Consider the following 17782-nt stretch of genomic DNA (forward strand, 5'->3'; position numbering starts at 1 on the left):
ACGCTGGCCCGGAATCTGGCTTGGATAGCAGTTCCACTGCGCATGGCGGTGGAAAGGACGTGCATGATTCCTGTCACAATTCGTGAATAAGAATCATTATCAATATAAGTGGTATTTGCCAAATAATCAAGCGTGTGCACCAAGAGAGTGCATGCGGGCCGGTAGCGGCGCGTTGGCGGGGCTTCTGCGATAATGCAGGCGCTGACAAAATATTTTCCTTAATGAAAGAAATGCATGCGTACATGGATAGCCTGTGCAGGATGGTTGTGTGTCGTCTCGCTGGGCCAGGCCCAGGAGCTCGCGCCGCCGCCGGCGGTTTCCGCGCCGCAGCACAGTGCCAGCGTGCCGCCCGCCGTGGCCGAGCCTGTGCCCGCCGCAGTCGCGGCGCCTATGCCGGCGACCGATCCCGCCGCGGTGCCGGTGCCAGTCCCGGCCGTGGAAGCCTTGCCCTCGCAAACGGTGACGATCACGGCCAATAGCGATGCGAAGGCGCCGCGCGTGCGCTTCATGGCGTACCGGGACAGTTATCAGACGGCCAGGAAAGTGTGGCAAGTGTCGAGCGGCAGCGTGGTCATGGCCCTGCGCCTGATTCCCGCCAAGCTGAGCGCGACCATCGACGACGTGCGCGTGGCCCTGGTGGGCAATGGCGCGCCGCTGCCGATCAAGGTCGCCGAAGGCGGGGTGTTCGTCGTGCCCCTCAACGACGATATCGCCGCGCAGGATGGCAGTTTCCTGGTGAATAAGGGCAGGGGCGAGTTGACGGCGAACATCGTGATCCAGCCTGCCGTCGCGCGCGACGCATGGAACGTGACGCGCGTCGGCCAGGTGTTGCGGGACGCGCGGCGCGCCGTGCGCGCCATCACGCCGTGGTACAAGCGGCCGTTCGCCAGCGAAGTGCAGTCGCTGGCTTTTTGCGCGGCCGAGCGGGGCGGTGCACTGCACCTGATGGATGGGGAGCAGCTGATCGCCACCTTGCCCATGAACGAGCCGGCCGTCAACGATATCAACGCGCCCGTGTTTTGCAAGATCTTCGATGGCGAGGATAAATATCCGGGCCATTACCGCGTCGTCTTGCCCGAGCAGGCCACGGTCCTGCTGCTGTAGTCATTGCGGCTGGCGCTGTACGAGCTCCAGCGCCGCCGCCAGGGCCAGGTCCATGGTGGCCTGGTGAAAGATCAGCCATTGCGGCAATAGCGACAGCGCATGGCGTCCCTGTGCCAAGTCGCCCTCGTCGACGGCGGCCCACGCATGGTGCAAGCCGCTGAGCACGCGCGCATGCTGTTCGCGGTGGTTCGCCAGCGAGGGAAAACCGATCTGCTCCATCAAATCCTCTTCCTCGCGGAAATCGCGCTCGACGGCCGCGATCAGCTCGCGGAACGCCACGCTGAAGTGCTGGTCGCTCAGGTGCGCCAGCCGCGCCAGTTCCGCAAACAGCGCTTCGTGCGCCTCGTCGATGGCGGGCACGCCCAGCGCCATCTCATCCTTCCAGTGCGATTTTCCCATGCCGATACTCCCGGTTAAGTCCGTTGCGATGCAAGGCGGACTGTTCCAGTGTGGACGCAGCGAAGGTGGAAATCCATGATCTGGATCAAAAATGTGACGAAGAGGAGACGCGGGAAAGACGGAGAAAATAAATGAGAGGGGGAGCACATCCCCACCCGCAAAAAAGCGGTTTTTAAAAAGAGGCAAGCCACGAGCGAGCGCCGCTGAAAAACGCGGCTGGCAAGGCGTCCTTGACGCAGACAGTACGCTAGTACGGCAAGTCAAGGCAACGCGGCCAGCGGTGTTTTCTCAGCCGCGCGTCTTTTAGTGCCTGGGCCAGTGGGCAAACATGCCTTGTGCATCCACATTGGGCACCTGCAGCTGTTGCACTGCCGACGTCTGCATGGCATCCCTGAGCACGAGGGGAACCAGCAACAGGGCCGACAGGGCAAGGCAGGCCAGCACTTTGAGCGTCAACATGATCGTCTCCCGGTGTCCCGGTGGCGGCGCGGGGATGCGGCGCCTGCCGGTCACTCCATCTACGTAGCCGGCGACGTATTTTGACTGCGTACGCCTTACGTATCACCATGCTTGCAGTTTAGTTCACTTGATTGAAAGTTCAACTAATTGCTGTGACGCACTGCATCAAGCTGCCCGCCGGCGTGGCCCGATGGAGCGCTATTTCGCCTTGCGACCGCGGCGCGGCTTGCCGGCAGCCGGCAGGAAGGAATCGAACCACACTTGCGTCAATTGCCGGGTATTCTTCGCCGCCTCGCGCTTGACGGCCGACGTGGCGTGGCCGCGCGCCGTGTTGGCGATGCGGTTGGCGGCGCTCAGGTACATGCTCATCCAGGGGTTTTTCATGGGAGACCTCGCAGGCAGGGAGTGGGGGCGGCGCACCTGCCGCCATGCCCCCACTGTATGCCGATGGCTGGCCCTGACTGTGCGCCGGACCACACTGGCGGACGGTCAGGCCACCACCTTGTGCTGGCTCAATACACGTCGCGGCGGTAGCGCCCGGCCATCATCAGGGCGTCGACGCCATCCTGGCCCAGAATTTCTTGCAGCACAGCATCGATTCCTGCCGCCATGCCGTGCAGGCTGCCGCACACGTAGACGATGGCGCCCTGTTCCAGCCACGCGCGCAAGTCATCCGTGCTGGCGCGCAGGCGGTCTTGCACGTACTCGCGCCGGTCATCGCGCGAAAAGACGCGGTCCAGGCGCGCCAGGTGGCCGTCCCGCAGCCAGCCTTCCAGCTCGGCGGCGCAGATGCTGTCGACGGCTTGCTGGCGCTCGCCGAACAGCAGCCAGTTGCGGGCCAGCCCCGCCTGCTTGCGCGCGCGCAAGTGCGAACGCAGGCCGGCCAGTCCGGAACCGTTGCCGATATAGATGCAGGGCACATCCGCCAGGGCCGGGGCGAAGGCGGGGTTGGCTTGCAGGCGCAGGCGGATGGGGCCATCCAGCGGCGCGAAGCGCGTCAGCCAGCCGGAGGCCAGGCCATGGCCCTCGTTGTCCGCACCCGCATGGCGTTCCTGGCGCACCAGCAATTGCAGTTCGCCATCCTGCGGCAGCGAGGCCAGCGAGTAGCTGCGCGGCGCATGCGGCGCAGCCTGCGCGTCGCCATCGCTGCCATCTGCATTGCAAGGAATGATTTCCGCCAGCGCGCCCGCTTCCCAGCTGGCGCCGGCCGGGCCCGTCAACGTGATTTCATGCAGTTCGCCGCCCAGGCTGCCCGGGTTGAGCAGCACGCGGCGCACCAGGCGCCACTCGTCATACGAGGCGGCTTCCTGCACGCCGATGGCGTCGATGGCGCTGCCGCTGCAGCGGGCCAGCGCGTTGGACCAGTCGGCCAGCGCTTGCGCGTCGTGCTTGTCCACTTCGATCAGGGGGAACAGGGCAGTGGCGCCCAGCGCGCGCAGCTGCTGGTCCAGCCCGTGGCCAAAGCCGCAGAAGGCGCTGTAATGGCGGTCGCCCAGGGCCAGCATGCCGAATTCCAGGCCCGCCAGCGGCGAGCCCGCCGTTTGCCGCAGCAGGCGCGCGAAGCGGCGCGTGCCGTCCGGCGCTTCGCCTTCGCCAAAGGTGCTGGCGACGATCAGGGCCCGTTCATACTGGCGCAATTGCGCGGGATCGAGCTGGTCGAGCGATTGCACGTCGACGGCCACGCCCGCCTGCTGCAGGGCGCGCGCGCTTTCCAGCGCCAGGCGCTCGGCCTGGCCCGACTGGCTGGCGTAGGCCACCAGCGTGGGCAGGCCCGTGTTCGCCTTGCCTGGCGCGCCGGCGCCCAGCATGGCGCGCTGCGCCTGCACGGCCCGCTTGGCCTTGCGGCGGCCCAGGTACAGCATCCAGCCCGTGATGGCGAACAGGGGCAGGCCGAGGCTGGCCAAGGTGACGATGATGCGGCCCGGCAAACCGAAATACGTGCCCATGTGCAGCGGATAAATGATGTTGACGAGGCGCGCACCCAGCGCCTGCTGGCTGTACGGCTCGTTTTCCGTGATCGTGCCGTCGGCCGGGGAAATGGACAGGCGGCTGCGCGCCCGCTCGTGCGGCGCGTCGCTGGCCAGCCACGTGAATTGCACGGCGTCGCCGGCGCGCGTGGGCAGGCGCACGCTGGCCAGGGTCCAGCCGGCGGCGTGTTGCTGGAAGGTGCTCCAGGCCAGGCCGATGTCGACGGCGGGCGTGTCTTTTTTCTCCCTGGCCGGTCCCTTTTTCGCCGGCGCCTGCGCCACGCGGGGCGGCTTGCCGGCCCAGGCGTCGACATGGTCGCGCACCACATCGTAGCTCCAGTAGATGCCCGTCAGGGTCAGCGCCACATACACGACCAGGCACCAGGTGCCGGCCACGGCATGCAGATTCCACAGGAAGGAGCGGCCTTTCAGGGCCGGATCGAAGGTGAGCCAGGTGCGCCAGTCCAGTGGCCGGCGCGGCCAGCGCAAGTACAGGCCGGACAAGGCCAGGCCCAGCAGGCACAGGGCCAGCGCGCCCGCCACCTGGCGGCCCGGATCGCGCGGCAGCAGCAGCCAGCGGTGCAGCGATTCCGTCCACTCGAAAAAGCCCGCGCCCGCCAGCGCCGGCTGCGTCGCGCCCGTGTACGGATGAACGTAAATGGACTCGCCGCGCCGCTGGCCGTTCTTCGGCGCGAAGAACAAACGGGGAGCCGCGCCCGCTTCCGCATACATGGTGATCGAGGCGACGCGCTGGCCGTGTTCCGTCTCGGCGAGGCGGCCCAGCTGGGCCGGCGTCAGCGGCGCGCGCGTTTCCACGGCGACATGGCGCACGCCAGGGTTCATGAGGTCCAGCAATTCATCCTTGAAGGCCAGCGTGGCGCCGCTCAAGCCGATGATCACCAGCACCGTGCCGGCCGTGATGCCGATAAACCAGTGCAATTGAAACCACACCTGCTTCCAGCTCCAGTGCCATGCGCGCCGTTTCGCGCTGGCGGCGGGCGCCTGGCTGGCCTGGCTGGCGTCCTGCGCATCGTCGGCAGCGGCGCGCAGTTGCGGCTGGGGCAGGGAGGAAGAGGAGGTCATGGCGGCTTTCGATAGTGCAGCCATGGGCGTCAGGCATGGCAGGGACGATGGTGGAAGGCTGGCATTTTAACGCAAACGAGAATCATTCGCAAATGATGGCAGGGTGGCCAGCTGTTGCGCGGAAGGCGCGGTTCGCGCCCCGGCATGCTGCAGATGACGTCTTGATAATTTACATCGTCGTGAAATTGTGTGAAAATGAAAATCATTCTCATTCGTGATCATGATGCAGTGCTGACCCACTTGACCGGCAAGTTTGGCAGCCCCTTTGTTTGTTTGCCCGTGTCCACCATTTCTCCCTCCCTCGACGTTTTCAGTGACCTGTACAGTAGCCATCATGGCTGGCTGTATAACTGGCTATGGCGCAAGCTCGGTTGCCGCGACGGTGCGGCGGACCTGGCACAAGACACCTTCGTGCGCATGCTGGCCACGCAGTCGGCCGACAGCCTGCGCGAACCGCGTGCCTACCTGAGCACGGTCGCCAATGGCTTGCTCGTCAATCACTGGCGCCGCCTGACCCTGGAGCGCACGTTCCTGGCCGCCCTCGCCAGCCGGCCCGAGCTGACGGCGCCGTCGCCCGAGGAGCGGGCGCTCGTCGTCGAAACCCTGTGCCGCATCGACGCCATGCTCGACACGCTGTCGCCGCGCGCGCGCCAGGCGTTTCTGCTGGCGCAGATGGATGGCCTTACTTATGCGCAGATCGCCGGCCAGCTGGAAGTGTCCGAGCGCATGGTGAAAAAGTATATGGCGCAAGCCATGCTGCAATGCATGCTGTGCATGGACGATGGCACCTGAACCGGCTCAGGCGCAGCCATCCGCCGACTACGCCATCCTGCAGGAAGCGGCCGAGTGGTTCGCCGTGCTGCGCGGCGAAGACGCCAGCCATGCTGACCAGCAAGAGTGGGAACGCTGGCATGCCATGTCTGCCGTCCACCGCGCCGCCTGGCGCAGGGTGGAAGCCGTCAGCGCCGAATTTCGCCAGCTGCCTGGCGAAGCGGCGCGCCAGGCGCTCGACGATGCGGGCCCGCGCCGGAACGACGCCCAGCGCCGCAGCCTCGTGAAGGGCTTGCTGGCGCTGTGCCTGACGGCGGGACTGGGCGGCGCCATGCTGCTGCGGCGCGACACGCGCAGCTGGGTGGCCAGCCTGAACGCGACCGAAAAAACGGCCATTGGCAGCGTGCGCCAGCTGGCGCTGGCCGACGGTTCGCAATTGTGGCTGAACACGGCGACGGCCCTCGATGTCGATTACGGCGACAATCTGCGCCGCATCGCCCTGCATGAGGGGGAAATCTATATCGTTTCCGCGCGCGACAGCCGGCAGCCGGCGCGTGCGCTGGTGGTCGACACCGTGCATGGCCGCCTGCGCGCGCTGGGCACGCGCTTCAGCGTGCAGCCGCAGGGCGATGCCACCTTGCTGGCCGTCTACGAGGGACGCGTCGAGGTGGCGCCGCGCGATGGCGGTGCGCCGCGCATCGTGCCGGCGGGCCGGCAAGTGCGTTTTGGCGACGGCGCTGTCGGCGAACCGTTCGCCGTCGACCCGAATGCGGCCGCCTGGATCGAGTACCGCTTGCAGCCCGAGCAGATGCGGCTCGACGATTTCCTCGCGCAACTGTCGCGCTACCGGCGTGGTCACCTGGGTTGCGCACCGGAAGTGGCGCACCTGCGCCTCGTGGGCAGCTATCCGCTGGCCGACACGGACCGCATCCTGGCCGCGCTGGAGGCGACCTTGCCGGTCAGAATTCATCGCCTGCATGACTGGTGGGTCACCGTCGAACCCTTGCCACAGAATAAATAAAATATTTTTCCAGATGCGGTTCCCCTTTTGAAAAGTTGTTTGGCAAGGTAGAAGTAGCTTGCTCAACTTCAATAAGGAATGCCGTGCCGCTGTCGCCCATCTATCTGCCGTTTGCCCGCCGCCTACTGCCGCTGTCCGTGGCCGTCGCGCTGCTGGCCGCGCCTGCCATGGCGCCGGCGGCGGAAGAGACGCTGCGCAGCTTCCGCATCGCCGCCGCGCCGCTGGGCCAGGCCTTGCGCCAGTTCGCGGGCCAGGCGGGAATCCTGCTGTCGGCCGAAGGCGGCTTGACGCAGGGCAAACGCAGCGCCGGCTTGAACGCCACCGTGGCCACGGGCCAGGGCTTGCAGCAATTGCTGGCGGGCACAGGCCTGGTGGCCGTGCAATTGCCCGATGGCAGCTACATCGTCCGCCTGGCGCCCGCGCCCCTGCGCACCGACCTCGATGGAGTCGGGGCCGGCCTGCAAGTGCTGGCGCCCGTCACCGTGCAGGGAGGCAATGATGACGGCTACCGCCGTGCCGGCTCGGCCGCCGCGCATCGCAACGACACGGCCTTGCGCGACACGCCGCAAGCCATCAGCGTCGTCAGCGGCGAACTGATACGCGACCAGGACATGCGCACGCTGGCCGACGCCATGCGCTACATGCCGGGCGTGGGCACGGCGGCAGGCGAGGGCAACCGCGATACGGCCGTGATGCGCGGCAACAGTTCGACGTCGGACTTCTATCTCGATGGCATGCGCGATGACGTGCAGTACTACCGCGATTTCTACAATATCGAACGGGTCGAAGCCATCAAGGGACCGAACGCCATGGTCTTTGGTCGCGGCGGCGGCGGTGGCGTCATCAACCGCGCCACCAAGCAGCCGCAATGGATCAATGATGGCGAAGCGAGCGTGAGCCTGGGCGCCTGGCGCAACCGGCGCGCGGCGCTGGACTTGCAGCACGCGTTCGGCAGCGATGTGGCCGTGCGCGTCAATGCCATGGCGGAAGACAGCGATTCGTTTCGCCAGGGCGTCAACGTGCGCCGCAGCGCCATCAACCCCGTCGTGGCCTGGCGTCTGTCGCCGCGCACCAGCGTAGTGGCCAGCTATGAACGCTTTCGCGACGACCGCGTGACGGACCGGGGCGTGCCTTCTTACCAGGGGCGGCCGTTCGAGACGGCCCCGTCCACTTTTTTCGGCATCGCCGGCAGCAGCCCGTCGTGGGCCTACATCGACGCGCTGGGCGTATCCATCGAGCATGACCTGGGCGGCGGTGCAAGCGTGCGCAACCGCACACGCCTGGCCGATTACGACAAGCTGTACCAGAATGCCTTTCCCGGTCCCGTCAGCGCGGATGGTGCCAGCGTAACCGTGCTGGCCTACAACAGCGCCACCGTGCGGCGCAACCTGTTCAACCAGACGGACGTGGAATGGACCGTGAGGGCGGGCGCACTGCGGCACCGGCTGACGGCGGGCCTGGAACTGGGCCGCCAGACGACGGACAATCTGCGCAACACCGGCTATTTCACGACACTGGGCGACAACGTCACGCACATCAGCCTGCCCACGGCGCACCCGGTGACGGACTTGCCCGTGACCTTCCGCCCCAGCGCCACGGATGCCGACAACCACGGCGTGGCGGACACGGCCGCCATCTACCTGCAAGACCAGCTGCGCTTCAACCCGCAATGGCAGGCCGTGGCGGGATTGCGCTACGAGCGTTTTGCCGTCGACTTCGTCAACCGCCGCAATGGCGCGCGCATCGCCCGTGCGGATACGCCGTGGTCGCCGCGCGCCGCCCTCATTTATCAACCGTTTCCCGCGCTGTCGCTGTATGCGAGCGCGAGCCAGTCCTTCCTGCCGCGCGCGGGCGAACAGCTGGCGTCGTTAACGCCCAGTAACGCCGTGTTCGAGCCGGAGCGCTTTCGCAACGTGGAACTGGGCGCCAAGTGGGATGTCACGCCGGCCTTGACGGCCAGCGCGGCACTGTACCGGCTCGAGCGCAGCAATGTCGCCGTCACCGACCCCTCGGACGCGACGCGGGCCATGCTGGTTGACGGCCAGCGCAGCGAAGGCCTGGAACTGGAAGTCAACGGCAAGGTCCAAGCTGGCTGGAGCATCGCCGGCGGCTATGCGTGGCAGCGCGCCGTGCTGACGGCCACGCAATCGGCCACCGCCCTGGAAGGGGCCACGGTGGCGCACGTGCCCAGGCACAGCCTGTCACTGTGGAACCGCTACGATTTTTCGCCGGCCTGGGGCGCCGCGCTGGGCGTGATCGCCCGCAGCGCCGTGTTCGCCTCCGTCTCCAACACGGTGGCGTTGCCCGGCTTTACGCGCTTCGACGGCGCCGTGTACTTCAAGCCGCCAGGTCCTTTCCAGCTGCAGCTGAATGTGGAAAACCTGTTCAATAAAAAATATGTCGCCTCCGCCCACAGCAACGACAACATCGCGCCCGGCTCGCCCCGGGCGCTGCGCATGACGGCGCGGTGGCGGTTCTAGTTTTGTAGTACCCAAGCAATCAACGAGCCAGCCAACTGCCGGGGGGCAGTAGCCAGCCAACTTATTCCATCCGATAGATTGAAAGATAGCGATGACATCGAAAGACAAAGCGGGCGTTACCATCCGCAGCCGCAAGCACCAGACCACCTCCACGCCGCGTCTGCATGGCACGGTCCTGGCCGCGTTTGCCACCCTGGCCATGCCGCTGGCGCTGCACGCGCAAACGACGGACAAGCCGCAGCAGTTGCAGGAAGTCAAGGTCGTCGGCACGGCTGACCGCCTGATCCAGGCGCCCGTCAAATCGGCCAGCGACAAGCTGACGGCGCCGCTGCTCGACACGCCGAAATCCGTGACGGTCATTCCCGCCGAAATCATTGCGCAAACGGGCGCCGTCTCGCTGACGGACGCATTGCGCACCGTGCCGGGCATCACCATCGGCGCCGGCGAAGGCGGCAATCCCGTGGGCGACAACCTGTTTATCCGCGGCTACAACGCGCAAACGGACACGTATATCGACGGCATCCGCGACACGGGGTCGCAATCGCGTGAAATCTTTGCGCTGGAACAAATCGAAGTCGTCAAGGGGCCGAACTCGGCCTACGGTGGACGTTCGTCTGCGGGCGGCGGCGTCAACCTGATCAGCAAGACGCCGAAAGTCGACAACTTCACCAATGCCAGCGTGGGCCTGGGCAGCGCCAAGTACCGCCGCGCCACGGCCGACGTGAACCGCGTCATCAGCGACGACGTGGCCGTGCGCCTGAACGTGATGGCGCATGACGCCCACGTTGCCGGCCGCGACTACATCAATGGCGACCGCTGGGGCATCGCGCCGTCGATCACCTTCGGCCTGAAATCGGCCACCCAGGCGACGCTCAGCTACTACCACATGCAGTCGAGCGAATTGCCGGACACTGGCTTGCCGTTCAACAACCCGTTCTCCTCGGGCGCGAACGTATCGAAAAACGGCAACGGCACGCCCGTCAACGTGCCGCGCGAGACCTTCTATGGCCTGGTGAACCGCGATTTTCGTGACACGCAGAGCGATATCGGCACCATCGACGTGCGCCACGACTTCGGTAATAAATTGGTTCTGCGCAACGTGACCCGTTACGGCAAGACCAGCAATGACTACGTGTGGACCCAGCCCGACGATTCCAAGGGCAACACCATGCTGTACGGCACCGTCTGGCGCCGTGCCAACACGCGCACGACCGACACGGATGCGCTGGCCAATGCGACCAGCCTGGGCGGCGAATTCCTGGCCGGCGGCGTGAAGCACACCTATACCCTGGGCCTGGAAATCGGCCGCGAAGAAACGGACCGCAGCTCTTATCTGTTCAGCCCGGGGACGAACAACCCGCTGGAAAAAGTCGGCTCCAGCTGCCCGACCTATGGCGCGGCCACCCTGTACAACTGCGCGCCCTTGCTCAACCCGAACGCCAATGACCCGTGGGTCTACACGCGCACGGTGTCGCCAGCCCGCACGAACATCGTCACCAACACGCGCTCCGTGTACGCTTTCGACACGCTGGAGTTCACGCCGCAATGGCTGCTCAACGTGGGCATCCGCTGGGATGACTACAAGAGTTCGCTGAACACGCCGCAATACACGCTCGACAACAAGGTCACCGCCGCCAGCAGCGCCAAGGTGCACGCCACGTTCGCCAGCTACCAGGCGGGCCTGGTGTACAAGCCATCGACCAACAGCAGCGTGTATGTTTCCTACGGCACCTCGTCCACGCCACCGGGCAATGACGGCGGCGACGGCATCGACGGCTTGACGGTCGCCATCCAGAACCTGAAGCCGCAGGAGAGCAAGAGCTTCGAGCTGGGCACGAAATGGGAAGTGCTGCCGGGCGGCCGGCTGTCCCTCAGCGGCGCCTATTTCCAGAGCGACATGAGCAACGCGCGCGTGACGGCGCCGGACGGCACCACGCAAAACGTGGGCGACAAGCAAGTCAAGGGTATCGAGCTGGGCGTGAGCGGCAATATCACGAAGGAATGGTCGGTGTTCGGCGGCTACACGCATTTGAACGCCATCGTGGAAAACAATGGTTACGTCAATACGGGCACGACGGCTGTGCCCGTGTATGCGCCATCGCCATACAACGGCAACCAGTTCCCCACCACGCCGAAAAACAGCGCCTCGCTGTGGACCTCGTATGCGGTGACGCCAGCCATCACCGTGGGCGGCGGCGTGAACTACGTCGACAAGGTCTACGCCTCGGTGGCCAACAACAAGTATGCACCGGCCTACACGCGCTTCGATGCCATGGCCAGCTATGTCGTCAGCCGCAATGTGACCCTGCAGCTGAACATCCAGAACCTGACGAACAAGCTGTACTTCGACAAGGTCTCGTCGCCGCACTACGCCGGCGTGGCGCCAGGCCGCTCGGCAACCTTGACGGCCAACATGAAGTTCTGATGCTTGACCGTCTGATGTAGCGCAAGGCGCCGTTCCAGTGGATGGAATGGCGCTTTTTTTTCATTCCCCGGTTCCCTTTTGACGTTCTCGCTTGGCAATGACAGTAGAGCTGAACGCACAAGCGGAGAATTCCATGCAAGACATTCAATACCAGGACGGTGGCCGCGTGTTCGAGCGCCTGCGCGGCGCGCGCCTGCGTCCGACGAGTGCCCGCGTCTGCATCCTGCAAGTGCTGGCCGGCACGCAGCGACAGGCGATGAATGCGGAAGGCATTTACCAGCAACTGCTGCACATGGGCATCGCCGTCAGCCTGGGCACGATTTACCGCGTGCTCAAGGAAATGGAACAGGCGGGCTTGCTGTTGCGCGAGCGCGAGGCGAGTGCCAGCGGCAACAAGGCACGCTATCTGATCAAGCCCGAGCATGTCGAGGCGGACAGCTGTTACCTGGTGTGCCGCGTGTGCGAGCGCAGCGTGCTGGTGCAGGATGCGCCGCTGGTGGAGCAGCTGCGCCAGGCGGCCGTGTCGCATGGCATGGAAATCGGCGCGAACGTGGTGTCCGTGCAGATGCGCTGCAGCCATTGCGCCGAGGAAGCGCAGGCGGGGCGGGGCAGGCCGTTGCGGGCCTGCTGACGGCGCCGCTGTTTGGCGCGGCGCAACAATGGCAGGCGGCCGCGCCGCCTCCTCGGCGCGCGCATTAGGCGCTACAATAGGGATACTCTTTACTCGTTTCCCTGCTGCCATGACCACTTCCACACCGAATCTCGTCGTCACCCCGTCCGCCCACCCCTTGTCCGACGCCGAACGCGCCGCGCGCATGGTCAACCCTGCGTTCGGCCGCATCTTCACCGATCACATGGTGGTGATTCCTTACCGCGACGGCAAGTGGCAGCAAGGCGAACTGAAGGCCTACGGCCCGCTGATGCTGGACCCGTCCGCCTCGTCCCTGCACTACGGCCAGGCCATCTTCGAAGGGTATAAAGCGTTTGCCCAGCCTGACGGCAGCATCAAGACTTTCCGTCCGGAACAAAATGCCGAGCGCTTCAACCGCAGCGCCGCGCGCCTGGCCATGCCGGCCATCCCTGTCGAGCTGTTCCTGGAAGCGGGCGATGCGCTGATTGCGCAAGACCGCAACTGGGTGCCGAAGAACACGGGCGAAAGCCTGTACATGCGTCCGCTGATGATCGCCACCGACCCTTACCTGGGCGTGCGTCCATCGGAAGAATACCTGTTCGTGCTGTTCGCCTCGCCGGCGGGCGCCTATTTCCCGAAAGGCGTGAAACCCGTCACCGTGTGGATCAGCGAAGACTTCGTGCGCGCCGCGCCGGGCGGCACTGGTGAAGCTAAGTGCGCGGGCAACTACGCGGCCAGCCTGATGGCCCAGTCGCAAGCACAAGAGAAAGGTTGCGACCAGGTCGTGTGGCTCGACGCCGTGCACCGCGAGTACATCGAGGAAATGGGCGGCATGAACTTGTTCTTCGTCTACAAGGATGGCGAAAAAGTCACCGTCGTGACGCCGGAATTGACGGGTACCTTGCTGCCAGGCATCACCCGCCGCAGCCTGCTGGAAATGGCGAAAGACCTCGGCTATGCCACGGAAGAGCGTAAATTGTCCGTCCAGCAATGGCGCGACGATATCGCCTCGGGCCGCATGACCGAAGTGTTCGCCTGTGGCACGGCCGCCGTCATCACGCCCGTGGGCGTGGCCAAGGCCAACGGCTTTGAAATGACCATCAACCACAATGAAAATGGCGCCGTCACCCTGGCCCTGCGCGAAGCGCTGCTGGGCTTGCAGCATGGCACGGCGCCCGATACGCATGGCTGGATGCATACCGTTTGCTAGTAGATGCCAGCTGAGCAAGCCTGCTGCGCGGCGCGCTTTGCGGTAGAGTACGGTTGCGCTTCCTGGCCGCAAGGGGGCGCCGAGCCTCACTGCCGCTCGCTACGGTGTTGTCAGGTGTCGTGACTGATGTTGTTCGTTTTGAGCGCGCCGGCACTGTGTTGCCGGCGTTTTTATATCCTGAAGGAAACTCGATGAAAATCCGCTCTGTCTTGCCCGCGCTGGCCGCCGTGTTCCTCAGCCTGTCCGCCGGTGCCGCCCACGCGGCCGATGCCACGTGCGCCATTCCCCGCAACGTCAGCTACTACGATTACGACGTCAAGCCGTCGGATGAGAAAAACACGTGCTACAAGCAAAGCACGAATGTGCCCACCGACTACTTCATGCTGGCGCTGTCGTGGTCGCCCGGCTTTTGCGACAGCCAGCGCCGCCGTGGCGAAGTGTCAAAGAAGGCCGCCTTCCAGTGCGCCGAGAGCAATCACTTCGGCTGGATCGTGCATGGCTTGTGGGCGCAGTCGGACAATCCGGCCAGCTGCGACGATATTTCCGTGACGCCGCCGCGCAAGACGGAACTGCATCCGCGCTATTGCAAGGGCAATTTGCCGAAGCTGGCGCCGTCGGACATCCTGCCCTACATGTGCATGCAGCCGGGCGAAGCCTTGCTGCAGGGCGAATGGGAAAAGCATGGCGCCTGCGACTTCGACACGGCCAAGCAGTATTTCGAGAAAGAGCGCGAACTGTTCCAGGCCTTGAAGTTGCCAGACAGTACCATGCCGAAAAACGTGCTGTTCCAGTGGATGAAGCAGCATAACCCGCAGCTGAAAGGCCGCTGGCTCGGCTATGAAAAGCACTCGGGCGAGTTGCGTATCTGCTATTCGAAAGATTTTAAAGTCATCGATTGCAAGAAATGAAATTCGCGTAGCCATCCGATAACAGGCAGCCCGGCCCACGGCGGGGCTGTCCGGCAGACTCCGTTCATCCATGCTAGTGTCTTGCCTGCGGCCACATGATTGGCCGCTAACAAGAAGATGCCCGGCGTAAGCGTGGCTGGCGGCGCGGCATGGCATTCGTATCGGATCAATGATGTTCAAGCAAAACAGGGGACCAGCCGTCCCGGTGGGTGAGGACGGCTTGCCGCCCAATGCGCGGTTGTGGGCCATGCTGTCGCTGGCCATCGGGGTGGGCATGGCGTCGCTCGACACGGCGATTGCCAACACGGCCTTGCCGGCCATCGCCAGCGAACTGCACACGACGCCGGCCGCCTCGGTGTGGATCGTGAATGTGTATCAGCTGGCGATGGTGGCGACCCTGCTGCCGTTTTCCGCGCTCGGCGAGATCGTTGGCTACCGCCGTGTGTTTATCTCCGGCATGGTTCTGTTCACCCTGGCATCGCTGGCCTGCGCGCTGGCGTGGTCCTTGCCGTCGCTGGTGGTGGCAAGGCTATTTCAAGGCGTCGGCGCCAGCGCCATGATGAGCGTCAATACGGCGCTGCTGCGCGCCCTGTATCCCAAGCATTTGCTGGGCAGGGCGTTCGGCAACAATGCGCTGGTGGTGGCTGTCGCCTTCGCCGTCGGACCCACGGCCGCCTCGCTGATCCTGGCGACGGCGTCGTGGCCATGGTTGTTTGCCATCAATGTGCCGCTGGGCTTGCTCGGTTTCCTGCTGGCCAGCCGCATGCTGCCGGCGACCCGGCTTTCCGGGCACACGTTGGACCTGCGCACGGCGCTGTACAACGTGGGCGCCTTCGGCCTGCTGATTCTCTTGTTTGGCGACGCCGCCCACCACGCGCCGGTTGCCACCTTGCTGCCGGAACTGGTGGCCGTGGTGATTTTCTTTGTCCTGTTGCTGCGCCGCCAGGCGGGGCACGCGGCGCCCATGCTGCCGATCGACCTGTTCCGCCGTCCCCTGTTCCTGCTGTCGTCGCTGACGGCCATCTGCACGTTTGCCGCGCAGGGGCTGGCGTTCGTGTCGCTGCCGTTTTATTTTGAAGTGACCCTGGGCCGCTCGCCCATCGAGACGGGTTTCTTGATGACGCCGTGGGCCGTGCTGGTGGCCGTGATGGCGCCCGTGGCCGGCCGCCTCAGCGACCGCTATGCGCCCGGCGTGCTGGGCGGCATCGGCCTGGCGGTGCTGGCCGGCGGCTTGCTGACACTCGTATGGATACCGGCGCACCCGAGCGCCTTCGACATCGGCTGGCGCATGGCCCTGTGCGGCATCGGTTTCGGCTTCTTCCAGGCGCCCAACCTGAAAGCCATCATGGGCAGCGCGCCGCCCGAGCGGGCCGGCGGCGCCAGCGGCGTGGTCGCCACGTCGCGCCTGATCGGGCAAGCCACGGGCGCCGCGCTCGTCGCGTATTGCTTCACGGTTTCCGCCAGCCGCGGCACGACGTATGCGCTGTGCCTGGCGGCAGGTTTTGCCGCCGTGGCCAGCATCGCCAGCTTTGCGCGCCTGGCGGTGGCGCAGCCGGCGTGGCTGGCCGGCAAGCGCGACTGACGGGATCGCTCAGACGTCGATGGCCTTGTCCGACTGCATGCGCTTGCGTAATTCGAATTTCTGGATCTTGCCCGTCGAAGTGCGGGGCAGGGGGCCGAAATAAATGGCTTTCGGCACCTTGAAGCCGGCCAGCTTGTTCTTGCAGAAGGCGATCAGTTCCGCTTCCGTCACCGTGGCTCCTTCGCGCAGTTCGACGAATGCGCATGGCGTTTCGCCCCATTTTTCGTCCGGCTGGGCGATGACGGCGGCGGCCAGCACTTGCGGGTGGTGGTATAGCGCGTCCTCTACTTCCACGCTGGAAATATTCTCGCCGCCGGAAATGATGATGTCCTTGCTGCGGTCCTTCAGTTTGATATAGCCGTCCGGATACATGACACCGAGGTCGCCCGTGTGGAACCAGCCGCCGGCGAACGCTTCCTGCGTCGCCTTTTCATTTTTCAAATACCCCTTCATGCAGATGTTGCCACGGAACATAATCTCGCCGATCTGTTCGCCGTCGGCTGCCACGTGCTCCATGGTTTCCGGGTCGATCACGGCCACGGCGCTTTGCAGGTGGTAGCGCACGCCCTGGCGCGATTTCAGCACGGCCCGCTCTTCCTGCGACAGGACGGCCCACTCATCCTGTTCGGCGCAGATGGCGGCGGGGCCGTACACTTCCGTCAAGCCATACGAGTGGATCAGGTCGAAACCCATGGCTTCGATCTTCGCCACCATGGCCGCTGGCGGCGGCGCGCCGGCCACCATGCCGCGCACGGTCCAGTCTATGCCGTCGCGCCAGTTGGCGGGCGCGTTGGCCAGGGCCGCGTGGATGATGGGTGCGGCGCAATAGTGGGTGATGCGCAAGTCGCGCATCAGGTCAAAGACGACCTTGGGTTCGAACTTGCGCAGGCACACGTTGACGCCGGCACGCGCGGCCACGGTCCACGGGAAGCACCAGCCATTGCAGTGGAACATGGGCAAGGTCCACAGATAGACGGCATGCTTGGGCATGTCCCACTCTAATATGTTCGACAGCGCGTTCAAGGCCGCGCCCCGGTGGTGATACACGACGCCTTTCGGGTCGCCCGTGGTGCCGGACGTGTAGTTGAGGGCGATGGCGTTCCACTCGTCCGCCGGCGGCTGCCAGTCGTAAGCGGGGTCGCCGCTGGCCAGCAAGCTTTCGTAGTCGAGTTCGGCGAAGGCCTCCACTTCCGGGCCCAGCACGTCATTGACCTGGATCACGCGCAGGCCGGGAATCTGCGCCGCCATCTGGCGCGCCAGCTCGGCAAATTCCGTGTCGGCCAGCAAGACTTTCGCCTGGCCATGGCGCAGCATGAAGGTCAGCGACGCCAGGTCGAGGCGGATGTTCAGGGCGTTGAGGACGGCGCCGGCCATCGGCACGCCAAAGCTCGCTTCCACCATGGCGGGCGTGTTCGGCAGCATCACGGCCACCGTGTCGCCCGTGCCCACGCCCAGCTTGATCAAGCCGGAGGCGAGGCGGCGCGTGCGCGCGTACGTCTCGCGCCACGTCTGGCGCACGGCGCCATGTGCAATTGCCAGGCGATTGCCATATACTGCGGCTGCCCTGGCGATATAGTCGAGCGGGGTGAGGGCAGCGTAGTTGGCGCTGTTTTTGCCGAGGCCGGTGTTGAAATCGGGTGTCATGCTGGTCTCCTGGTAAAAAAATTCTGCAGCTCCCTGTTTCGGGATTGATACGGGCTAGCATAGCACCGGCGCTTAAAAATCACTGTCATCTTAGTGAC

The 17782-nt window shown here is 65.0% G+C and carries 14 protein-coding genes; 9 read left to right on the forward strand and 5 right to left on the reverse strand.

The window, feature by feature from the left end:
* Positions 1–234: 234 nt before the first annotated feature.
* A complete protein-coding gene (locus tag AC1RDJ_RS13320; RefSeq protein WP_493027672.1) occupies positions 235–1104 on the forward strand; it encodes a hypothetical protein in 870 nt (289 codons plus the stop codon).
* On the opposite strand, the gene AC1RDJ_RS13325 is transcribed toward AC1RDJ_RS13320, so the two are convergent.
* The 4 genes from AC1RDJ_RS13325 to AC1RDJ_RS13340 all read right to left on the reverse strand — a co-directional run bounded on the left by AC1RDJ_RS13325 (position 1105) and on the right by AC1RDJ_RS13340 (position 5012).
* Entirely contained in the window at positions 1105–1503 is a 399-nt protein-coding gene (locus tag AC1RDJ_RS13325) for a bacteriohemerythrin (RefSeq protein WP_071324201.1), read from the reverse strand.
* A 303-nt stretch (positions 1504–1806) separates the two neighbouring features.
* The gene (locus AC1RDJ_RS13330) at positions 1807–1962 is read right to left on the reverse strand and encodes a hypothetical protein (protein ID WP_156894877.1); all 156 of its coding nucleotides are present in this window, start codon (positions 1960–1962) and stop codon (positions 1807–1809) included.
* A 198-nt stretch (positions 1963–2160) separates the two neighbouring features.
* Positions 2161–2346 carry a hypothetical protein gene (locus AC1RDJ_RS13335; RefSeq protein ID WP_493027673.1) on the reverse strand — a complete coding sequence of 62 codons (186 nt, stop codon included), beginning with the start codon at positions 2344–2346 and terminating at the stop codon, positions 2161–2163.
* Between the two features lie 128 nt (positions 2347–2474).
* On the reverse strand, positions 2475–5012 hold the full coding sequence (locus AC1RDJ_RS13340; protein WP_493027674.1) for a PepSY domain-containing protein: 2538 nt from the start codon (positions 5010–5012) through the stop codon (positions 2475–2477).
* Between the two features lie 279 nt (positions 5013–5291).
* Here AC1RDJ_RS13340 and AC1RDJ_RS13345 point away from each other — a divergent pair, with 279 nt between their 5' ends.
* The 8 genes from AC1RDJ_RS13345 (at position 5292) to AC1RDJ_RS13380 (ending at position 16040) form a co-directional block, all read left to right on the forward strand.
* Positions 5292–5804 (forward strand): sigma-70 family RNA polymerase sigma factor, encoded by a 513-nt coding sequence (locus AC1RDJ_RS13345; RefSeq protein ID WP_071326538.1) that lies wholly within the window; start codon positions 5292–5294, stop codon positions 5802–5804.
* Entirely contained in the window at positions 5794–6804 is a 1011-nt protein-coding gene (locus AC1RDJ_RS13350) for a FecR domain-containing protein (protein WP_493027675.1), read from the forward strand. The genes AC1RDJ_RS13345 and AC1RDJ_RS13350 overlap by 11 nt, the downstream gene beginning before the upstream one ends.
* Positions 6805–6887: 83 nt before the next feature.
* Positions 6888–9284, forward strand: a complete 2397-nt coding sequence (locus tag AC1RDJ_RS13355) for a TonB-dependent siderophore receptor (protein WP_493027676.1) — start codon at positions 6888–6890, stop codon at positions 9282–9284.
* Positions 9285–9375: 91 nt separating this feature from the next.
* On the forward strand, positions 9376–11709 hold the full coding sequence (locus AC1RDJ_RS13360; protein WP_493027677.1) for a TonB-dependent receptor: 2334 nt from the start codon (positions 9376–9378) through the stop codon (positions 11707–11709).
* A gap of 133 nt (positions 11710–11842) precedes the next feature.
* On the forward strand, positions 11843–12340 hold the full coding sequence (locus AC1RDJ_RS13365) for a Fur family transcriptional regulator (protein WP_071324198.1): 498 nt from the start codon (positions 11843–11845) through the stop codon (positions 12338–12340).
* A 109-nt stretch (positions 12341–12449) separates the two neighbouring features.
* Entirely contained in the window at positions 12450–13550 is a 1101-nt protein-coding gene (locus AC1RDJ_RS13370) for a branched-chain amino acid aminotransferase (RefSeq protein WP_493027678.1), read from the forward strand.
* Between the two features lie 191 nt (positions 13551–13741).
* Positions 13742–14458, forward strand: coding sequence for a ribonuclease T2 family protein (locus AC1RDJ_RS13375; RefSeq protein ID WP_493027679.1), 717 nt, complete (start codon positions 13742–13744; stop codon positions 14456–14458).
* A 169-nt stretch (positions 14459–14627) separates the two neighbouring features.
* Positions 14628–16040, forward strand: coding sequence for an MFS transporter (locus AC1RDJ_RS13380; RefSeq protein ID WP_493027680.1), 1413 nt, complete (start codon positions 14628–14630; stop codon positions 16038–16040).
* Positions 16041–16049: 9 nt separating this feature from the next.
* Here AC1RDJ_RS13380 and AC1RDJ_RS13385 read toward each other — a convergent pair whose 3' ends face one another.
* Entirely contained in the window at positions 16050–17684 is a 1635-nt protein-coding gene (locus AC1RDJ_RS13385) for an acyl-CoA synthetase (RefSeq protein ID WP_493027681.1), read from the reverse strand.
* Positions 17685–17782: the final 98 nt, after the last annotated feature.

Source organism: Janthinobacterium sp. GW822-FHT07H10, from assembly GCF_058798675.1.